This is a genomic window from Enterobacter sp. JH25 (assembly GCF_021725435.1).
GTDB classification, from domain to species: domain Bacteria; phylum Pseudomonadota; class Gammaproteobacteria; order Enterobacterales; family Enterobacteriaceae; genus Enterobacter; species Enterobacter intestinihominis.
The window spans coordinates 915,611-935,294 of record NZ_CP091319.1 but is presented as its reverse complement, the minus strand read 5'-3'; the positions used below and the strand labels follow the sequence as shown (position 1 = coordinate 935,294).

Sequence of the window (19,684 nt, the reverse complement as noted above, 5' to 3'; positions counted from 1 at the left end):
TCAGGAGAACATAATGAACAGGATACTGGTTGGTATCATTTTTTCTCTTTTTATCACGACTGGATATATTGCTTTTCTTGTTTACGATCGACAGCAGGAGCTCCAAAAACTGACTCATTACACGGAGTCATGGTCTGTCGCCCAACTGGTATCCGAATATTACCGCTTTGAATCATGGCTTGGTCTGTACGCAACCGATTCCGATGACGTTACGATAGACCAGGTCCGGATGCGGCTGGAAATTATGCTAAGCCAGAATGATCTGTTTAAGGAGGGGGATTTAGGACATTACATTAAAAACGTTCAGGCACATCATGACCTCGCGTTAAGCCTTGATAAAATCCTTACGTATCTGGATGCTAACCTCGAAAAAATGAGCCATTCGGATGTAAAAACATACCTTCATACCATGCATTTGCTGGATGCTCCACTCAGTCAGCTTTCATCAAGCGCGTTAACGAAAGACATTAGCACGATTAACAGTAGCAACCATAAAATACAGATCCTGTATTATATTTACTCAGCCCTCTCTTTACTGCTGATCATTCTGAGTATTATCCTGGGTTTTTTAACGATCTATCAAAATAAAAACATCCTTAAAGCGCACAGGCAGGTTGAAAGTCTTGCAGAAGAACTCCAGTTATCCAAGGAGACCCTACAGATTCAGAATTCAAAACTAGAGTATGACGTTTACCATGATTCCCTCACTGGCATGAAAAACCGTCTGTACTTCTGGGATGAGCTCAGCAAACTCAATCTTGAGGCCGAAGAAAATCATGTTCCCGTTACGGTAATGTTATTTGATTTAGACCGATTCAAAGAGGTCAACGATACCTATGGTCATGATGCTGGCGATTTACTGTTACGTCAGGTATCAAGACGATTGACCGCCATGAGCAATATTTCAGACAGATTTTACCGTTTAGGCGGAGACGAGTTTGCTTTTTTAGCCAGTGGGTTAAACGAAAGCGAAGCCGTTTTGCGCGCTAGAGAAATCAGCGAGAATATCAGTAAACCCTATACGATTAATAACCAGCTCATAAAAATTGCCACCTGCGTGGGTATTGTTTTATCAGATAATGAACGACGTGCTGATTATCTTTATAAGTTCGCCGATCTGGCGCTCTATGAAGCCAAAAAGGCAGGCTCACAGCAGATTAAAGTTTTCCGTCAGCGAATGCTTCAGAAGTTGCAGGAGAGCAGAACGCTTGAAAATGATATGGCAAGGGCGATAGAAAACAATGAATTTATTGTTTATTACCAGCCTATTGTGAATTCCGTCAGCAAGGAAATTTACGGCTATGAAGCGCTTATTCGCTGGATGCATCCTGTAAAGGGAATGCTTTCCCCGGATAGCTTTATTTTCGCCGCTGAAAAAACAGGCATGATCAACGAGATAGGTAAAACCGTACTTAAACTGGCCTGCAGGGAAGCGGTCTCCTGGGCTGTTCCGGCCAGGATCTCCGTAAACGTCTCGCCTGTTCAATTAGGCAGCAAATCATTTATTAATACGGTGCAGACCGTTCTGGCTGAGACCGGGCTCCCGGCTAACCGTCTTGAGTTAGAGGTCACGGAGTCATCCCTCTTTAGTGACAGAAATAACCCCATTGCGATTCTGAAAAAACTCCGCGCACTGGGCGTAAGAATTTCCATTGATGATTTTGGCACGGGTTATTCGTCGCTCTCCAGACTCAGCGAACTGAATTTTGATAAAATCAAGATCGATAAATCTTTTGTCAATCCGATATCTACACAAGAAGATGCGCTTAATATTGTGAAGCTTATTACCGGTATGGCTAAGAGCCTTAATATGGGCGTTATAGCCGAGGGCGTTGAGACCGAAGAGCAGCTTGAGCGGCTTCAGGCTCTGGGTTGCGAGCTTGTGCAGGGATATCTTTTCAGCAAACCACAGCCTCAGGTCGACAGCAAAATTAAGAGCGGCCTGGAATGATTCCCTCTCCTCAACCCGATGCCAACCGTGATCACGTTTTTCACCCCTGGGTATTCACTTATAAAAATCAGGTGTTATCATTCACCCCGTAAATACCTTTCAACTCAACCCGAGGCTTTGATGCTGGAGAATGTAATCATCCGATAATCAGCTTACCGACCTTTCCAGGCCGGACTGATTATCAATGCGCCGAAATCGAATGCGGACACCGCTGTGTGTTTGCACGTTTTGCACATGATGATTAAACAGGTTTTCCAGTATGAATTTATCCCGTCAGGAACAACGTACCTTACACGTTCTCGCCAAAGGTGGCCGTATTGTGCACGTCCGCAATACCTCCGGCCGCGTCACCGCCGTTGAATGCTATAGCCGCGAAGGGCTACTGCTGGCTGACTGCACGCTCGCCGTTTTCAAAAAGCTCAAAACCAAAAAGCTGATCAAATCCGTTAACGGTCAGCCCTACCGCATTAACACTACCGGGCTGAATAACGTCCGCGCCCAGCCCGATAACCGTTAAGGAGAGGATGATGGATATCCCACGTATTTTTACTGTTAGCGAAAGCGAACACCGCATTCATAACCCCTTTACGCAAGAGAAGTACGCGACGCTGGGCCGCGTGTTACGCATGAAGCGAGGCACACGCATTCTCGATCTTGGCAGCGGCTCGGGAGAGATGCTTTGCACCTGGGCACGTGATTACGGTATCACCGGTACCGGCATCGACATGAGCCCGCTCTTCACCGCGCAGGCCACGCGGCGCGCAGAGGAACTCGGCGTCAGCGAACGCGTCCATTTCATTCATAACGACGCGGCTGGCTATGTCGCGAATGAAAAATGTGACGTGGCGGCCTGCGTTGGCGCAACCTGGATTGCGGGTGGCGTAGCCGGGACGATGGATCTGCTGGCAAAAAGCCTCAAGCCCGGGGGAATAATGCTCATTGGCGAACCGTACTGGCGTCAGGTACCCGCGACGGAGGAGACAGCCCAGGCGTGCGGCGTCTCGTCGATTGCAGACTTTCTCACTCTGCCCGGTCTGGTTGCGTCTTTCGATCAACAGGGCTATGACCTGGTTGAAATGGTGCTGGCAGACCAGGAAGGCTGGGACAGGTACGAAGCCGCAAAATGGATGACCATGCGTCGCTGGCTGGAGGAAAACCCAGAAGATGACTTCGCGCAGGAGGTTCGGGCGGAGCTGACGATAGCGCCTGAACGTCATGTGACGTACTCGCGGGAGTACTTTGGCTGGGGGGTGTTTGCGTTAATGGCGCGATAATATGGCGCTGGCGGTATAGCCTTGGGGGTATGCCGCCATTCGGCGTTTACGATCATGCTTTTTCTCAATCAGTCTAAAGATACAGCGCAGCATTCCCCCGCTAAGAGACAGATATATACAAGTAATGTGTTAACATACAGCTATACGGGTTACGTCATATTAGATAACGATGATCAATAAAATACTGGTAAGTGCATGCCTGACGGGACTCAAAGTACGTTATGACGGAAGCGAGAAAGCACAGATGTCAGATCAGTTGCAGCGCTGGCAGAAAGAAGGACGCCTTGTGATCTTCTGTCCAGAACTGGCCGCCGGTTTATCAGTGCCCCGTCCTCCGGCTGAAATTATTTCTGCTGAAATTAAAGATACATTGCTGGCGCAGGTCAGAATAATTGAAATTAATGGGCAGGATGTCACTGAACAATATCAGCTCGCCGCCAGATTAGCGCTTCGTACCGCTCAGGAGTCAGATTGTACCGCGGCGCTATTAACCGACGACAGCCCAACATGCGGTAGTCAATTTATCTATGACGGTTCATTCAGCGGCCAGCGTAAGTCAGGAATGGGTGTCGCTGCATCGCTACTCTCCAAACATGGTATAGCCGTATTTTCTGAGAAGAGGCTCGCCGATCTGATTGCCTGGATTGATGAAAAAGAAAAGTGAGTTCTTTTTAAATAGCTACGGACAAAACTCACTTAATCCGTTTATGTCATTTTTTGAGAAAAACACGCTTCACAAAACCTTTCTGAATCTCATTAATTTTAAGCAGCAATCGATTTGGTGAAACGTTAGCGCGGAAATGTCGATGAGATCAGGGATAGACACATGAAAATTGCTAAAAATATGATCATCTCAGCCATCCTGTTACCTTTCTAGTGATTATCTGCGGATGGCCAATAACATCATAAAATTTAACGTGCATGGAGCATTCAGCCCACCTGACGACGAGAAGGTTACTCTTCTTCCAGCCGTCAGGTTTGACATAACATAACGTCACGCAGGCGCTGTGCTACCTGCCACGCCCGCATTTTATTTCACAAATTTCCACACTTCCGGAGGTACCTTGTCGTAAAGTTTCCCCATTGTCAGTTCGGCCAGTCGATGATCAACCGCTGAATTAAATGTTTCCAGCTCATCACTGGAAAGAGAATATGTGTTTTTATCTATCACTTTTTCTAACGTATCTTTTGAAGTACATCGTCTTAGTTGCAAAAGCCATTCCTGCCTGGTCATATCGACTCTTTAATTTCAATGGATGAGAGAAAAATTATTATTTATCATACTAATAATAATTTATTGTGAACGTTAGCGCTGACTCCGCCAAACCAGGAGTCACCTGCCCGCCTGACTGTATATATCTGGCCTGCAGAGGGATGCGTAATTGCTTAACGCCTGTATTTCCGGTGACGGGGCCCAGGGGGTCAAAACCTGTTCCCATTGTTATCATGCTGGTATCATTTTGCTTTCTGACCTGCATATCTATCCCCGTTGCGCTGCCAGTACCTGATTTGAGACTGAATGAATCAGGGGTCGGATTGCCATAAACGGGATTAATCAATAAACTCATTTGGTTTTTAGCCTGATAATATCCTGGATAATTCCCCGGGCAGTTATCTAATTCAATATTGAAATCCACCCACTGACTGGTACTTCCCACGCCGGTAAAATCTGTCGTCTTGTATTTTCCCATTGGCACGACAACATCAGGTGTCTGGCATGTAAACGGAATAATATTTACTGAACCGCTAAAAGATAAAGACCCCATCAATATTTTCTTTCCGTCATAGACTGTTCCATCATTCTTAAAAATCATGCCGTATATGCCGAAGGTGGGCAGGTCACTCCCCGATAAAACTCCTGGCTGTAACAGAGAGCCATTAACTAATGATATATAATAAATACCACCAAATAAGCCAGTATCAATACTACCGCTTTTGTTAAAAAATACTGTACGAACCGTAGTCATCCCCATACCAGGTCGGGAAAATGGACCTGGAGTGAATCCGATCCCAAATGCTGGAGCATTTATTGCAACGACACTACTGTAAATCCCTGACACCCCAAAATTTAAATAATAAGAACTACCATATGAACTCAATGGCTCAAGAAAAATCTCTAAAAGATAATCTTCATTGTCTCCACTGGTTGTGTGACATTGATAATTGGTAGGAGGTGGACCTGCAATATCATCCGGGCCAAAACCACCACCTGATACTATGGTGATAGATGACAAGTCCACACCAGGCGAAATACTACTTCCACGCAATACTAGCTCCTTGTGCCCAATATTGGCATTATCGCAAACAGGGGCTGCCAATGCTGCCAATGGGAAATTCACCATGATGAAAAATAAAATAGCAAGTAGCATTCTCATGCTACTGCGTGACAGAAACCCTACCGCATTCAGTAACATTCCAGGACCTCTTTCTTCATATTAATTGCTGAATCTTCTTCGGAAACGATGACTTTCATTTTACATTCACCCTGATGACCGGCCTTCAGTTTGAGAATATGAGTGCCTGGCTCAAGGCGAACAAATATCTGCCCGGCCTGGCCGACGGTCGCAATATAATTACCTTTCTCATTGTTGATATCCGCGCCGAAGGGGGCTGGTTCTCCTTTCCATCGGGCAGAAATCAGTACGGGGACCCCTGTCTGCGTATGATATTGAACCTTTACAATGGCACCGGCGTAGGGGGCTACCTTACGTGACGTGCTCTCAAAACCGACATTGTTTGTCGCATCCTTTGGATCGATGGCCACTTCATTCAGTTCATACGCATTCAGATAAGGCACTGCGGCATAACCGGCATTATCAATGCGGATACCAGGGTAAGAGGAAACCCGGGCACCTTCGGCTCCTCTGGCTTCAATCAACGCCCAGGTATCTGAGGTGTAAGGGCTGAGCGTTGCGCCACCGGAATGCAGGATCACGGACCCATTCGCACCAAATGACTGGCTCTGGTAATGATTACCAACGCTGCTGCTGCCATTAAGGTACGTATATGGTGTCCGCCACTGCCCGTTAACATACAAGCTGCTGCCGGTTGCGCCGCTGGTATTGCGGGCTGTTACCCCATAGTTGTACTGGTTGTCTTCGCCGGCAGTTCCGGACAGGGAGGCCGCCTCAGACCATGAACCATCATTGTTGCGCCCTGTTTCCAGACGCGCGGATGGAACGTGTGTATCTCCGGCAGTACCGAGAGGGAAGCTGAGGGACAGAAGCCAGCTGGTATCGCTTTTGCCGTACCAGGTGTATGTCCGGTTGACATTCAATCCGTAAGTGACTGAATTCCAGCTATTACTGTAACCGACCTGGAATTGTTTATCGGTATCCTTACTGTTCCAGTAATTCTGTAATGACGCACTTGAATAGAACTGTCCCAGACCTGCTGGAAGAGACTGACTGGCAGTCAGGGTATAGCGGCTTTTGGAACGTTTCAGACGCTGTTCAGCGTAACCACGCGCCAGCAGATCTTTTGTCATCATGGCTGTTGCCAGATCGTAATAGCCCTGAGTTGAAAAACGATAGGTTGCCAGCGTCAGATTGGTACCCGTCCGGGGGATTAATTTTGAATAGCTGAGTCTGTAGCTCTGTCCGGATGACGTTTTATGGCTATACTCCTGACCGTTCGGGTTGCCCGCGAAAGAAGCGTGCGACTGGGTGATATCCAGAGAAATCGCCCCGGCCTGCGTTCCTAATGCCATACCTGCCTGAGCAGCATAATAACCGTCGCTTTGTTGCCAGCCAGTATAGCCCGTCAGGTAATTTGTCAGGCCGTGCTGCCAGGTTGCCTCATAAAACTCTGGTTTATCTCTAAGGTTGAGCTGGCGTAATTTACCCGCCGTAAAGGAATAGCGGTACGACCCCGGTCTAATGAGCTGGGGCATCGCGGTATATGGGACCAGAAAAAAGTTTTCATTGCCATCTGCCTCCCGGACGGTCACTGTCAGGTCACCACCAAATCCTGTCGGATAAAGATCGTTAATGACGAATTCACCCGGGGACACGGTAGTTTCGTAAATAATGGCGCTGTTCTGGCGTACAGTGACTTTCGCATTCGTTCTGGCCATCCCCCTGATTTCAGGTGCATAACCCCGCAGCGAAGCCGGATACATGCGCTCATCACTGGCAATTTGCATACCGGAAAAGGGCAGTGAGTCAAAAACCCTGCCTGTAGTATTAGACTGGCCGACAAGTAAGCGGCCTTTAATGAACGGAATATCCCGCTGCGCATACGAGTTCAGAGACTGATAATCCTTTTTCCCGTCATCTGACCAGGAATAAGAGCCATTATGACGGAAATACCATGCACCAAGATTAAATCCGGTATTTAGCGAGGCAAACAACGATTTATAATCGTAATGACTGGACTGACTTGTCCAGGCGTTGAGGCCATAGCTGAGAAATGCTGCTGGTATACCGCTATCCCAGAGTTCCGGGTTCACGAAACCACGCGCAGAGCGATGGACATATTTTTGCGGCAACGTAATATCCAGTACCTGCTCACCGGCATCGAATTCGACCCTGGCATTCGGGATGCCAGATAAGATCTCGGTGCAGCCATCAGAATTTGGCTGTCGCACTGTGTCGGTCTCATTGATTCTTTCCCAGGCCAGAGGGATCGCTTTCAGTAATTCCGGCGTTATACAGACATAACCAGAGTTATCCGCCCGGGTTTTAATCTCGATATTTTCATTCCCTACTTCACTCCCATTTACCCGAATAGAGGCATAATATTTCCCGGGTAAAAGAAAACCGCGCTTTGAAAAGCGGCTGATATCGACGGGTTGATTGTTTTGTAACATCAGTACATCACTGATAAATTCAACGTCCCCGGTCCCGGGGTCAGGTATCACTTCTGACAGAGGATTCTCAGGCTGCGCTCCTGTGTATTCCATTGCTTCAGTTGAATGCGATATACTGCAAAAACCCGCAACAGCTGCTGCAAGAAAGCTCTTGCGGAAATATTTATTATGGTTTTTCACGTTATATTCTCTGTCAAACAGACGTTATTGAACAGCAGCAGATTTCGCAGTGACTGCGCCATAATCATTGACGGCGTCAAAGTGAATCGTTTGTCCATGCCTTACCTGCAACGGAAACGACTCAGCATCAAAAGGTGCTATCATTTTCCCTTCGGTCTTTTTTCCATTCGCTTTTACGCCAGAAATAGATACATTCCAGGGCGTTTTATTGATGGCCTGTAATTTCCCGTCTACGGTTTTCCATTCGAGCTTATCCGGAGCTTCAATGGATTTCCCCTGAAGCGCCTGCGGCCGATAAAAAAGTTTTATCCGGGTACGAAAAGCGATTTGTAAAAAATTATCATCTTTCTTTGCACTGTTACGTGCTGGCACTTCAAGCACGTTAAGCCAGAATACTGACTCTTTATCAGAAGGAAGCTGTTTTCCGGTAAAACTGATCTGTAGTGTCTGACCTTTGCCGGGATCAACACGGTTTATCGGTGGCGTCACAATAAAGGGGGCAGTGCTGGTATCTGGTGATTTGCCCATAACGCCATCATCAATCCAGCTCTGGATAAGTACGGGGGATTTACCATTATTATTAAGTTTCACACTGACAGAGCGCTCGCCCTGAGAGTAAATCACCCGGGTACCGGTAATAACAATACTGGCTTTCACGGGCGCGCTAAGCAGCACCAGAAAAAGTATGCATAGTGAACTCAGTGTCTGAATAAAAAAAAAGGTATGCTTCCGCTGCATAGGCATAATTCCACTCTCTCTGAAAGGGGGCCGAAGCCCCCCTGATTAATAAAGTACGTTGAATTACATGTACTGAATGGAGTAAACCACCTGGCTGATAACTGTCCCGGCAGTGGTTGCAGCATCAGCAAAATACTCAACTGAATAAGGCAGATTTGCACTGCCGGATGAAACATCAACATAAGTTGTGTTGGCAGCCTGATTGCCGTTACCCGCCACAATGACATCTCCAGTAGCAGAGGACTCATCACGCAGCTGCAGGCTGACATTCGTTGCCGACCCGCCCTTATTCAGAAGATGTCCGCTGGCTAAATCCACGGTCGGACCCGCTTCAAAGAACGCAGACGCGGTTTTAAGAGTACCCTGGCAGTTAGTCAGCGCGATATTAAAGCCCGTACGCCCCGCAGTCTCACCCAGATTTACCAACTGGTTGGTTCCTACTGTTGGCAGGACAACCGTTGCATTCGCAGCCTGGTTATCAACAACGGCATCACAGGTAGTGGCAGTCAGTTCACCATTAAAAGTAATGGTTCCTGTCGATGCAGCGTTCGCAGAGCTTACAGTTGCACCCAGAACAGCAAACAGCGTTAATGCAATAGCACTTTTTTTCATGTCTATATCCTTAGATCATATTTATACACGATAGAGTTGTAATAAGGAGATGTGAAAATATCCTTATCAAACCACTTACTTAGAATGGTGAAAATCACCAGGCACTACAAAAAAACATAAAGCGTTGAGTTATTAACTTTCAGTATTAAGCACTTCATCTGTTCAAACAAATGAATTTTGGCAATAAACAAACAGAGGTAAACCATGGGACAGCGGTTATAGCATCCCTGTTCTAATTTCACTTAATGCTTTCACTACAAAATGAGCTTCCCCATCACCATTAACCAACATTTTCTGATAAGCAGAACGTTTATAATGACTAATTTTCTTAACCCCAGTTTTATACTTAAAGGAACTAAACTGGGCACCGGTTAAGTTAAAATAGTTGAAAATCACCTGTTCCTCTTTTTGGGTAAGAGATATGCCAGGCATAAAACTTACCCTCCCGTACTTCTTAATTACATCTAACATCCGCCATGATGAAAGGCATCTGTTAATTACCAGAAAACCTTTATAACAAAGCGCCATTTCTCTTTTGCCGAGGGTTCTCAGAGAAAAGACAATATTAGTTCTAAAACGCGCAGCGAAATTCCTGATGAGGTTCAAGTCATCCACTGCCAGTATAATGATGCTTTTTTCATTATAGTTTTCAAAAGGAATACCATCAGAAAAACATTCCTGCTGGTTTTGATCTACATAATGACAAAAAACATTTAGATTATTTTCATTCTTTAATAAAAACCCCAACCCATTAAGGTAAAAATAATCATCGGAGATGATAAAAACTGTTTTTTTTACTGTCATGGTATCCGTCCTGTCAGCGGTAGTGTTTTATAAAATCACAAAAAGCAGCTACGGATAAAGGTCGTGAAAAAAAATACCCTTGCATATGTATGATGCCAGCCTTTTCCAGAGCTTCTTTTTGATGTTGATTTTCCACTCCTTCCGCAACAATATGCACCCCGCACAGCGAAGATACCTTTACGATGCCATCAATTAACTTCCGGTAAATTAGTTCAAAGTTCTCTTTTATCTGCGTAACCGAGCGATCCAGTTTTAGAATTGAAACATTACTTACGCCAAAAAATTTCATTGCAGCAGTGTTTATCCCAGCATCATCAATAGCGAACTTCACTCCGATAGAATTATAGAATGTGATTGCATTCAGAATATCACTGGTCGCATCATTAATATTTCTTTCCACTATCTCAAGCAGGATCACCACGTCTGTTTTGAAATAACTCTTAAACCTCACCACCGCATTTCTGATAGTTTGAGAACTTATCTGACCACAGGTGATATTCAGAGAAAAAACAAAGCCCGATGGAATTTCGCCTGCGCCGTCATTTTTCCTTAACAGTTCTGCCGTTTTCAATAAAAGCTCTCTTGCATAAAAATCTGCACGCTCAGGAACCTCAAGCTCTTCGATATGCAGCTGATTCAGTATGTATCCTTTTTTTGTTTTTACTCTACAGAGGATTTCTGCTCCCACGATACAGTTATCATAAGTATTAATAACAGGCTGAAGGAAAGGCGTAACATCCATTTCACAATTGTAAGAACATTTCTTTTCAAGTGTATCATTCATTATCAGCATGTTTCATACCCTTCTTTTATCTGTATCGCAGTGTTTATCCTTACTTTCGTTTGCTTCAGCGTGTCCGTCTGCAATGAAACAATCATAACTCTGACTTCTAATTTTTTATATAATATATTGCAAAATATATAAATATCAGATGATTCATCTGAGTATATGTGCAATATTAATTTTTTTATTCTTTTATATAGAAATAAGGCTCATCATTGAGAGAGTTTTACGAACTATCAGAATGTATATAAAACATTCATGTCGGAAGGACAATTCTAAATTTTGATATGATAGTTATTGTAAATAACAAAACACTATCATATTCGCGTGACAGATATGTTTAATATGCTAAACTCAGCGCCAAAATCAGTTTCACTATTTCATACAGGTAAAAGTGCCGCAGGTAAGACCTGAAGGATAAGGACGGGTTATGCTCTATATTTTCAATGAGAATATTGTTTATGATGACGCTCAGTGTTCTTTAACTAACTGTAAGAGTTATGACTCGATCCTTCTTCCAGCAACGGCCTCAAGGTTGCTGTCTTTGTTTATCAGATATCAGGGGTCAACTTTAACCCGTGAAGAAATCCTCAATTGCGTATGGGATGAGTACGGTTATAAAGCGTCCAACAATACACTTACACAATATGTATCGTTGATTAGAAAAAATTTTCAGTTACTTGGTGAAACAGCCGATATCATCATCACTATTCCACGTACCGGTTTTGTGATGAACAAAGATGTAGAAGTGAAAATGATCGAACCCGGAGCAGAAAAACAAGACCTGTTGCTTCCGGATACCCGTTCATTCAGTGATGATTTTCTAGCTGACACGGTCGAACAGGGGATGTCTCTTACAGAGACTAATACAGATACAGGCACTGAAGAGGACAGTACGACTTCCATTACAAAAAACAGTAAAAGATTAGTATGGTTTCATGGCCTTAATGCATTGTCATTAATCATGTTCTTACTTATTTGTTATCATATTCAGCTTAAAACTAATGAGATGAAAGTATCCAGGGTATACCAGGTCGGTACGATTGACAGCTGCCCTGTATATATGTTTTTCAGAAGTGCGCATGAACTGCTCCCCGTGAGACTCACCTTAACTGAAAAGATAGCCAGAGAATCAATACCTTGCCTCCCAGGAAGCTTTTATATCTCTCAGCAGGAAGACAGCCTGATTTTTGATGAAGCAGGACGTTTATTCATCAGCAGATGCAGTTATCAGGCTGGCAACAAGAAAAAGTTATCCAGTTGCAAGAGCGTATATAGCCATGAATAAAAAATATAAATTATTAACAATTACTTTATTTGTGTTTTTCTCAGGCATCCTTGTCACTATCAGTAACATGACTAAAAGTGGCAATGTTAACTGCTCTGGAACCTTACAAATGAATTCACCGGGCGATCAAGAGTTTCTCTTTAATGGAACCATCAGTGTGGTGATACGACCGGGTACTGAAAGTATTATCAGTATCTTTGGTACTTCGGTATCAGCAAGACAGCCTTCCCCCATCAATACGCATCTCGTTAATCGGGATATAACATTCACGGTCCTGAGCAGAAACAAAAGCGATTTTTACCTGAGTGATATGAAGACAACAGCTCACCCCGGGGACAGCATGACCGAGACAGAGGCCTCTGGGCTGCTTTTCGATATGTTTGATCTGGAAAACAACAGGCTTACCGTTCGAAGATATCTCAATACCTTTGTTTTTGGCGATGTTCCTCTTCCTTTATTTATTTGTGTGAAAAAAAGATAAAATTTTATATCCCTTTAATCGGTTCAAAATGAAATAAGGTGATTTTCGGACGACCATCTTAACGTTGGTGATATGCACATCTCACGGCAGAGTTCAAACCAGAATCCGGTCAACTGGTCCTGCTCCATAACTTTGCGGTACGACGTAACGTATGTCTGTGCTAAATACACTGTGCATATCTTGCCGTTATTCTCGACCTGTTCACAACAGAACGGATAACAAACCAGGCGGGGAGACAAACCAAAATGATTAGGCGTTTAAATAGAACTTCAGATTGCAACCAAACGAATCCGAAAAGAGATAGCGGGAGAAGTTGAAATGGTGCGATAATAGGAGTCGAACCTACGACCTTCGCATTACGAATGCGCTGCTCTACCAACTGAGCTATATCGGCCCTGAGAGACCGGTTACGAGCGTAACCACGGGGCAAAAGAGTAGATCTAACCGGGTGATGCGTCAATGCCCTTTTGAATCAAACGGCTATTTTTGCATCACCCGCGATTATTTACGCACGAATGGTATCATCACCGAAGCCGATCCACTTGTAGGTGGTAAGCGCTTCCAGCCCCATCGGACCGCGGGCATGCAGCTTCTGAGTGCTCACAGCCACCTCTGCACCCAGACCAAACTGGCCGCCATCGGTGAAGCGCGTCGAGGCATTCACGTAAACCGCAGACGAATCCACTTCATTCACAAAACGATCGGCATTGCGCAGGGTGCGCGTCAGGATCGCATCAGAATGCTGGGTTCCGTGTTCACGAATGTGCGCAATAGCATCATCGAGATCCGCAACTACCTTCACGTTCAGATCCAGCGACAAATACTCATCGTCGTACTGCTCCGCGTTAACCGGAACGACCTTTGCCGGACCGTCTTTCAGCAGGGCGAGAGCCTTCTCGTCCGCATGCAGCGTAACGCCACTTTCCGCCATCTGCTTGCTCAGCGCTGGCAGGAAGGTACTGGCGATGCCCTGATGCACCAGCAGCGTTTCCACCGTATTGCAGGTGCTTGGACGCTGAGTTTTAGCGTTGACGATAATCTTCAGCGCAGGTTCGATCTCCGCGGTGTCATCCACCACGATATGGCATACGCCGATACCGCCGGTAATGACCGGAATGGTGGAATGCTCACGGCACAGCTTGTGCAGGCCCGCGCCGCCGCGTGGGATGAGCATGTCGATGTGTTTGTCCATGCGCAGCATCTCGTTGACCAGCGCGCGGTCGGGGCTTTCAATCGCCTGCACGGCAGCCGCCGGTAAGCCGCACTCCTCCAGCGCCTGCTGAATGACGTTCACCGTGGCGGCGTTGGTGCGCCAGGTCTCTTTCCCGCCACGCAGGATAGCGGCGTTACCGGTTTTCAGGCACAGGGAGGCAACATCCACCGTCACGTTTGGACGCGCTTCGTAAATCACACCGATGACGCCGAGTGGCACACGACGACGCTCAAGGCGTAACCCGCTGTCGAGCACCCCACCGTCAATCACCTGCCCTACCGGGTCGGCGAGGTTGCACACCTGACGGACGTCGTCGGCGATACCTTTCAGACGCGCCGGGGTCAATGCCAGACGGTCGAGCATCGCTTCGCTCAAGCCGTTGCGACGCGCTTCCAGCAGATCCTGCTCGTTGGCGAGCAAAATTTCCTGCGACTGGGATTCCAGATAATCAGCGATTTTTTCCAGCACGCGGTTTTTCTCGCGGCTGGAAAGGAGCGCCAGTTTATACGAGGCGGCTTTCGCGGCTGCGCCCATTTGTTCCAGCATGTTCTGGCTCCTTAACGAATAATCATGTCGTCGCGATGCACGGCAACCGGGCCATATTCATAGCCCAGGATGGCGTCGATCTGCTGGGAATGGTGGCCAGCAATCCGACGCAGCGCGTCGCTGTTATAACGACTGACGCCATGAGCGATGTCGCGACCTTCAAGGTTACGGATTCGGATCACTTCACCACGCGAGAAGTTACCTGTCACGCTTTTAATTCCTTTTGGAAGTAATGAGCTTCCTCTTTCCAGAATAGCGGCGGTCGCGCCTTCATCCACGGTCAATTCACCAGCCGGGGGCGCGCCAAAGATCCAGCGTTTGCGGTTTTCCAGCGGGGACGCCTGGGCGTGGAAGCGTGTGCCCACAGAGATGCCTTCCATCACATCACCTATCACGCCCGGACGGCTGCCCGCGGCAATGATGGTGTCGATACCGGCACGGCACGCCACGTCCGCGGCCTGGAGCTTGGTGCCCATACCGCCTGTCCCAAGACCAGAAACACTGTCTCCCGCAATGGCACGCAGCGCATCGTCAATGCCGTGAACGTCTTTGATCAGTTCTGCCTGTGGATTGGAACGCGGGTCAGCGGTAAACAGCCCCTGCTGATCGGTCAGAAGCAGCAGCTTATCGGCCCCTGCCAGGATCGCCGCCAGCGCAGAGAGGTTATCGTTGTCGCCTACTTTGATTTCAGCGGTGGCAACAGCGTCGTTTTCATTGATGACCGGAACGATATGGTTATCCAGCAGTGCGCGCAGCGTATCGCGGGCGTTCAGGAAACGTTCTCTGTCTTCCATATCCGCACGCGTCAGCAGCATCTGCCCGACGTGAATGCCATAAATGGAGAACAGTTGTTCCCAGAGCTGTATGAGTCGGCTTTGTCCTACGGCGGCCAGCAGCTGTTTGGAGGCGATCGTCGCGGGGAGTTCGGGGTAGCCCAGGTGTTCACGCCCGGCGGCAATCGCCCCGGAGGTCACAATCACAATACGATGCCCTGCGGCATGCAACTGAGCGCACTGACGTACAAGCTCAACGATATGGGCACGATTAAGGCGGCGCGATCCGCCTGTTAACACACTGGTACCGAGTTTTACCACCAGCGTCTGGCTGTCACTCATGATTCTCTGCCGTTCAACAATAAGGGAAAATGATGTCAGTCAGACGTTTTAACAGGTGTCAGCCCCGTTGCCAACTGCCTTAGCACATCACCCGTCACTTTGTTGCGCGGGATCAGGAAGCGTAGCGGCAGATTTTGACAATTTTATTACCGAAAAATTAAAACATACTTTTTTAGACATATTCTTACTTTGTCATAAAACGTTCACCCACTAACGATAAAACCCTTCCTGTTTTTCACGGGGTAATAAGTTGAATCTTATTGCTCAGCGAATATTAGCGCGTTTTTATAAAATCAGGATTGAAAATGAAAAAGAGCACTCTGGCATTAGTGGTAATGGGCGTAGTTGCATCCACATCTGTTCACGCAGCAGAAGTTTATAATAAAAACGGTAATAAACTGGACGTGTACGGCAAAGTAAAAGCAATGCACTACCTCAGTGATGATGACGCGAAGGATGGTGACCAGACTTACGTTCGTTTTGGCTTTAAGGGTGAAACGCAGATTAACGATCAGCTGACGGGCTACGGACGTTGGGAAGCAGAGTTCGCGGGTAACAAAGCAGAAAGCGACTCTTCTCAAAAAACGCGCCTGGCATTTGCGGGTATTAAACTGAAAGATTTTGGTTCTTTTGATTACGGTCGTAACCTGGGTGCGCTGTATGACGTCGCCGCATACACCGATATGTTCCCGGAGTTCGGCGGTGACGGCCTGGCGCAGACCGATAATTTCATGACGAAACGCGCTTCCGGTCTGGCTACATACCGTAATACCGATTTCTTTGGCATGGTTGACGGTCTTAATATGACCCTGCAATACCAGGGTAAAAATGAAAACCGCGACGTGAAGAAGCAAAACGGTGACGGCTTCGGTACCTCCCTGAGCTATGACTTCGGCGGCAGCGATTTCTCTGTGATTGGTGCGTATGCCAGCTCCGATCGCACCAATGAGCAAAACCTTCAGGCACGCGGCGAAGGTAAAAAAGCAGAAGGCTGGGCGACCGGTCTGAAATATGATGCCAACGATATATATCTGGCCACTCTCTATTCTGAAACCCGCAATATGGCCCCTATTTCCGGTGGTTTTGCAAATAAAGCGCAAAACTTCGAAGTGGTTGCGCAATATCAGTTTGACTTTGGTCTGCGCCCATCTCTGGGTTACGTGCAGTCTAAAGGCAAAGATATCGAAGGCATCGGCGATGAAGATATCGTGAAATACATCGATGTAGGTGCAACCTATTATTTCAACAAAAACATGTCTGCGTTTGTTGATTATAAAATCAACCAGATCGATGACGATAATAAACTGGGCGTAAGCAGCGATGATATCGTTGCGCTGGGCATGACCTACCAGTTCTGAGGTTGTGGTAATAAAAAAACCGGCGCTGAGCCGGTTTTTTTGTGCCCGGTGACGCTGTGCTTACCGGACCTGGGGAGTAATACGTTTTTAGGCCGGGTAAGGCGTAGCCGCCACCCGGCGCTGTGACATCATCAGGCTCTCAGTTTCACCGCTTCGCTGGAAAAATCGTCCGCAGGCTCCAGCTTCAGATCCAGCGTTGCCAGCAGGTCGCGAGCTCTGCCGTGAAATTCTTTTAGCGTATGCTCCAGGCGATCGATCACTTCCTGATCTTTGATGCTCGTCGCCTGCCAGTGCCCGTCTTTATTAAACAGGCCAAACTGATAGCTATAGGTAAAACGGTTTTCCTGTGCTTCCATTTCCATCCACCAGCCCCAGAACTCACGTTTTTCGGGTGCAGGCTTCACGTTGACGCAAACAGCCAGGCAGTCGAAAAAAAAGCGATTCTCTTCACACTGCTCTTCTCGAATATACGGGCCAAGAGCCATGAACTTCTTAATCAGTCTACTTTTCGGGTGTCCACTCGGTAACGTCATTGCGATCTCCTTTTGTGAAGCACTGTTTTACCAAACCAACGAAATTTAGCAAACTATTAACACAATCTCTGCGTGATCCAGCGTGTGATCTCTTTAAGCGCTTTGTCAAAATTCTGGTACACCGGGCTGAAGGGTACCTCCAGCAATTTGCCATCCGAAGATGACGAGGTGATTAAGCGTGACTCCTCTTCCGGGCTAAATGGATCGTTCTTCCAGAAACCGGACATCATCGGGGTTGGGCAACGGCGGCCCAGCAAGCCCTGCGTTTTTAATGAATACCGATTAAGTTCAATGCGCAACGCTTCATCTGAAGCATCATGCATGCCAAGTCGGCTCGCCAGCACGTCCAGATACATTTCAGGAACGCTACCCTGACGCGCAGGCTCGCTTAACAGTGCATGCACTACCGGGCCAAGACAGGCGACGGCCTTCAGGCGGGAAGATTCAAGGTAGGCCAGCCGTACCGCGACGTTAGCGCCAAAGCGGAAGCCAAACGCACCTACCCGGGTATGGTCAACCCAGGGGATATTCTCCAGCGCTTTTAATGCATGCTGGTGCAGCAGGCTGGAATCTTGCGTAAGTTTCCATTTGGATGAAAAACCAATTGATGGCATATCGAGCGTCAGCATGGCGATCCCGTTTGGGGCAAAGTAGCGCTCATACAGGCTGTAATAATCAATTTGTAACGAATCCAGGCCGCCGCACATCAGAACCGTCGGGAACGGGCCTTCCCCCTCCGGCATATGCAGGAATCCACTCACCGGGCTACCGCCGGGAATGGCGAACTCAATTTCACGCATCCGGCCAGGCAGCCGCTGGGCGGCCTCTTCATAAGCCCGGTTTGCCAGCGCCTGGGCCTGCTCCGCCAGTTCGTCTCCTTTCAGATGCGGGTATGCAGCGATGCTGTAAAGGTTTGCCGCATGCAGCCAGTGTTTGCCGCTGAGAGTGGCATCTTCTTCCTGGCTCGCTTTTTGCTGCCAGAGCATGGCCTGCTTTGACCATTCGTAGATCCAGTTCCCGCCACGGTAGCCCACCACCGTGTCGTAGAGATCGCTGTCGGTGCGCTCAGACTCGCTCATCACGATACGCGCCTGCACGTCGAGGATTTCACGTGGATCGATACCGCGCCAGATCCACATCAGGCGATTAATCATGCGGTACCAGTGGGGCACGTTTTTACCATCTAGCGCTGACTGTACAGCAGGCATGGTCCCCGGATTAAACCGACGCACCAGCGTCGAGGTTTCAGGATGCTTGAAACGGGGTTTGAAAAGAGTTTCGGTGAGATTCGCCTGCGCCATTGCGTTGCCTCCATGGATACATCACTTGGAGACCATTGTAACGCGTGACAGGCCAAAAAGAACAACGCCCGGCATAACCGGGCGTGTAAAGTTACGTACTGAAATTAACGGCCAGAGATAGGCGGTACGAAGACCACGCCCATATCCCATGGCTGTTCAATCCAGGTATCCTGTGGGATATCAATGACGTAATCATCAACCAGGGGACGACCCGCTGGTTTCGCGAAGATAGTGACGAAGTGCGCTTTTGGATACATTTCGCGGATAGCCACAGCGGTACCGCCGGTGTCCACCAGATCGTCGATAACGATAAAGCCTTCACCGTCGCCTTCCGCGCGCTTCAGCACTTTCAGCTCACGCTGGTTATCGTGGTCATAGCTGGAGATACATACGGTATCGACATGACGAATACCCAGCTCACGTGCCAGCAGCGCCCCCGGTACCAGACCGCCACGGCTGACGGCAATAATGCCTTTCCACTGTTCGGAAGGCATCAGACGCGCAGCCAGTTTGCGTGCGTGAATCTGCAACATGTCCCAGGTGACGACGTATTTTTCGCTCATGTGAAGTGTCCCAGCCTGTTTATATACGGCTTAAAAAAATGAGGGTGAACCAGGTTGCGCGAGATTATAGAGATCTGACGCACTAAAAACCAGTGTTACGCGCCATGAGCCTGAGTTTTTACATGCTTAATGC

At 47.6% G+C, this 19,684-nt stretch carries 19 protein-coding genes and 1 tRNA gene; 7 read left to right on the top strand and 13 right to left on the bottom strand.

Annotated features, from left to right (window positions below):
* Positions 1-13 precede the first annotated feature (13 nt).
* The 4 genes from L2Y28_RS04440 to L2Y28_RS04425 all read left to right on the top strand — a co-directional run bounded on the left by L2Y28_RS04440 (position 14) and on the right by L2Y28_RS04425 (position 3,889).
* Positions 14-1,951: a bifunctional diguanylate cyclase/phosphodiesterase gene (locus tag L2Y28_RS04440; protein ID WP_022647186.1), complete on the top strand. Its 1,938-nt coding sequence runs from the start codon at positions 14-16 to the stop codon at positions 1,949-1,951.
* 259 nt (positions 1,952-2,210) lie between these two features.
* Positions 2,211-2,468, top strand: coding sequence for a YjhX family toxin (locus tag L2Y28_RS04435; protein WP_022647185.1), 258 nt, complete (start codon positions 2,211-2,213; stop codon positions 2,466-2,468).
* Positions 2,469-2,478: 10 nt separating this feature from the next.
* On the top strand, positions 2,479-3,225 hold the full coding sequence (locus tag L2Y28_RS04430; protein WP_022647184.1) for a cyclopropane-fatty-acyl-phospholipid synthase family protein: 747 nt from the start codon (positions 2,479-2,481) through the stop codon (positions 3,223-3,225).
* A gap of 169 nt (positions 3,226-3,394) precedes the next feature.
* The gene (locus tag L2Y28_RS04425) at positions 3,395-3,889 is read left to right on the top strand and encodes a DUF523 domain-containing protein (protein WP_022647183.1); all 495 of its coding nucleotides are present in this window, start codon (positions 3,395-3,397) and stop codon (positions 3,887-3,889) included.
* 366 nt (positions 3,890-4,255) lie between these two features.
* Here the strand turns inward: L2Y28_RS04425 and hha are convergent, their stop codons facing one another.
* The 7 genes from hha to L2Y28_RS04390 all read right to left on the bottom strand — a co-directional run bounded on the left by hha (position 4,256) and on the right by L2Y28_RS04390 (position 11,162).
* Positions 4,256-4,459, bottom strand: coding sequence for a hemolysin expression modulator Hha (gene hha, locus L2Y28_RS04420; protein ID WP_022647182.1), 204 nt, complete (start codon positions 4,457-4,459; stop codon positions 4,256-4,258).
* Between the two features lie 49 nt (positions 4,460-4,508).
* On the bottom strand, positions 4,509-5,594 hold the full coding sequence (locus tag L2Y28_RS04415) for a fimbrial protein (protein ID WP_157843486.1): 1,086 nt from the start codon (positions 5,592-5,594) through the stop codon (positions 4,509-4,511).
* A gap of 35 nt (positions 5,595-5,629) precedes the next feature.
* Complete coding sequence (locus L2Y28_RS04410) at positions 5,630-8,215, bottom strand: fimbria/pilus outer membrane usher protein (RefSeq protein WP_022647180.1); 2,586 nt, start codon at positions 8,213-8,215, stop codon at positions 5,630-5,632.
* A gap of 24 nt (positions 8,216-8,239) precedes the next feature.
* A complete protein-coding gene (locus L2Y28_RS04405) occupies positions 8,240-8,953 on the bottom strand; it encodes a molecular chaperone (RefSeq protein WP_032621364.1) in 714 nt (237 codons plus the stop codon).
* A gap of 63 nt (positions 8,954-9,016) precedes the next feature.
* On the bottom strand, positions 9,017-9,565 hold the full coding sequence (locus L2Y28_RS04400) for a fimbrial protein (RefSeq protein ID WP_022647178.1): 549 nt from the start codon (positions 9,563-9,565) through the stop codon (positions 9,017-9,019).
* Between the two features lie 216 nt (positions 9,566-9,781).
* The gene (locus L2Y28_RS04395; RefSeq protein WP_022647177.1) at positions 9,782-10,369 is read right to left on the bottom strand and encodes a hypothetical protein; all 588 of its coding nucleotides are present in this window, start codon (positions 10,367-10,369) and stop codon (positions 9,782-9,784) included.
* Between the two features lie 13 nt (positions 10,370-10,382).
* A complete protein-coding gene (locus L2Y28_RS04390) occupies positions 10,383-11,162 on the bottom strand; it encodes an EAL domain-containing protein (protein WP_022647176.1) in 780 nt (259 codons plus the stop codon).
* 421 nt (positions 11,163-11,583) lie between these two features.
* Between L2Y28_RS04390 and L2Y28_RS04385 the strand changes: the two genes are divergently transcribed.
* Positions 11,584-12,441, top strand: coding sequence for a winged helix-turn-helix domain-containing protein (locus L2Y28_RS04385; RefSeq protein ID WP_022647175.1), 858 nt, complete (start codon positions 11,584-11,586; stop codon positions 12,439-12,441).
* Positions 12,434-12,922, top strand: coding sequence for a hypothetical protein (locus tag L2Y28_RS04380; protein ID WP_022647174.1), 489 nt, complete (start codon positions 12,434-12,436; stop codon positions 12,920-12,922). Before L2Y28_RS04385 ends, L2Y28_RS04380 begins: the two co-directional genes overlap by 8 nt.
* 319 nt (positions 12,923-13,241) lie before the next feature.
* On the opposite strand, the gene L2Y28_RS04375 is transcribed toward L2Y28_RS04380, so the two are convergent.
* The 3 genes from L2Y28_RS04375 to proB form a co-directional block, all read right to left on the bottom strand.
* Positions 13,242-13,316 (bottom strand) — tRNA-Thr (locus L2Y28_RS04375).
* A gap of 111 nt (positions 13,317-13,427) precedes the next feature.
* The gene (proA, locus tag L2Y28_RS04370; RefSeq protein WP_022647151.1) at positions 13,428-14,681 is read right to left on the bottom strand and encodes a glutamate-5-semialdehyde dehydrogenase; all 1,254 of its coding nucleotides are present in this window, start codon (positions 14,679-14,681) and stop codon (positions 13,428-13,430) included.
* A gap of 11 nt (positions 14,682-14,692) precedes the next feature.
* Entirely contained in the window at positions 14,693-15,796 is a 1,104-nt protein-coding gene (gene proB, locus L2Y28_RS04365; RefSeq protein WP_015571369.1) for a glutamate 5-kinase, read from the bottom strand.
* Between the two features lie 305 nt (positions 15,797-16,101).
* Here proB and phoE point away from each other — a divergent pair, with 305 nt between their 5' ends.
* On the top strand, positions 16,102-17,154 hold the full coding sequence (gene phoE / locus L2Y28_RS04360) for a phosphoporin PhoE (RefSeq protein ID WP_022647150.1): 1,053 nt from the start codon (positions 16,102-16,104) through the stop codon (positions 17,152-17,154).
* A gap of 131 nt (positions 17,155-17,285) precedes the next feature.
* Here phoE and crl read toward each other — a convergent pair whose 3' ends face one another.
* The 3 genes from crl to gpt all read right to left on the bottom strand — a co-directional run bounded on the left by crl (position 17,286) and on the right by gpt (position 19,551).
* Positions 17,286-17,687 (bottom strand): sigma factor-binding protein Crl, encoded by a 402-nt coding sequence (gene crl, locus L2Y28_RS04355; protein ID WP_022647149.1) that lies wholly within the window; start codon positions 17,685-17,687, stop codon positions 17,286-17,288.
* Between the two features lie 56 nt (positions 17,688-17,743).
* Positions 17,744-18,988 (bottom strand): esterase FrsA, encoded by a 1,245-nt coding sequence (gene frsA, locus L2Y28_RS04350; RefSeq protein WP_022647148.1) that lies wholly within the window; start codon positions 18,986-18,988, stop codon positions 17,744-17,746.
* A gap of 104 nt (positions 18,989-19,092) precedes the next feature.
* Complete coding sequence (gene gpt, locus L2Y28_RS04345) at positions 19,093-19,551, bottom strand: xanthine phosphoribosyltransferase (RefSeq protein ID WP_003863205.1); 459 nt, start codon at positions 19,549-19,551, stop codon at positions 19,093-19,095.
* Positions 19,552-19,684 lie beyond the last annotated feature (133 nt).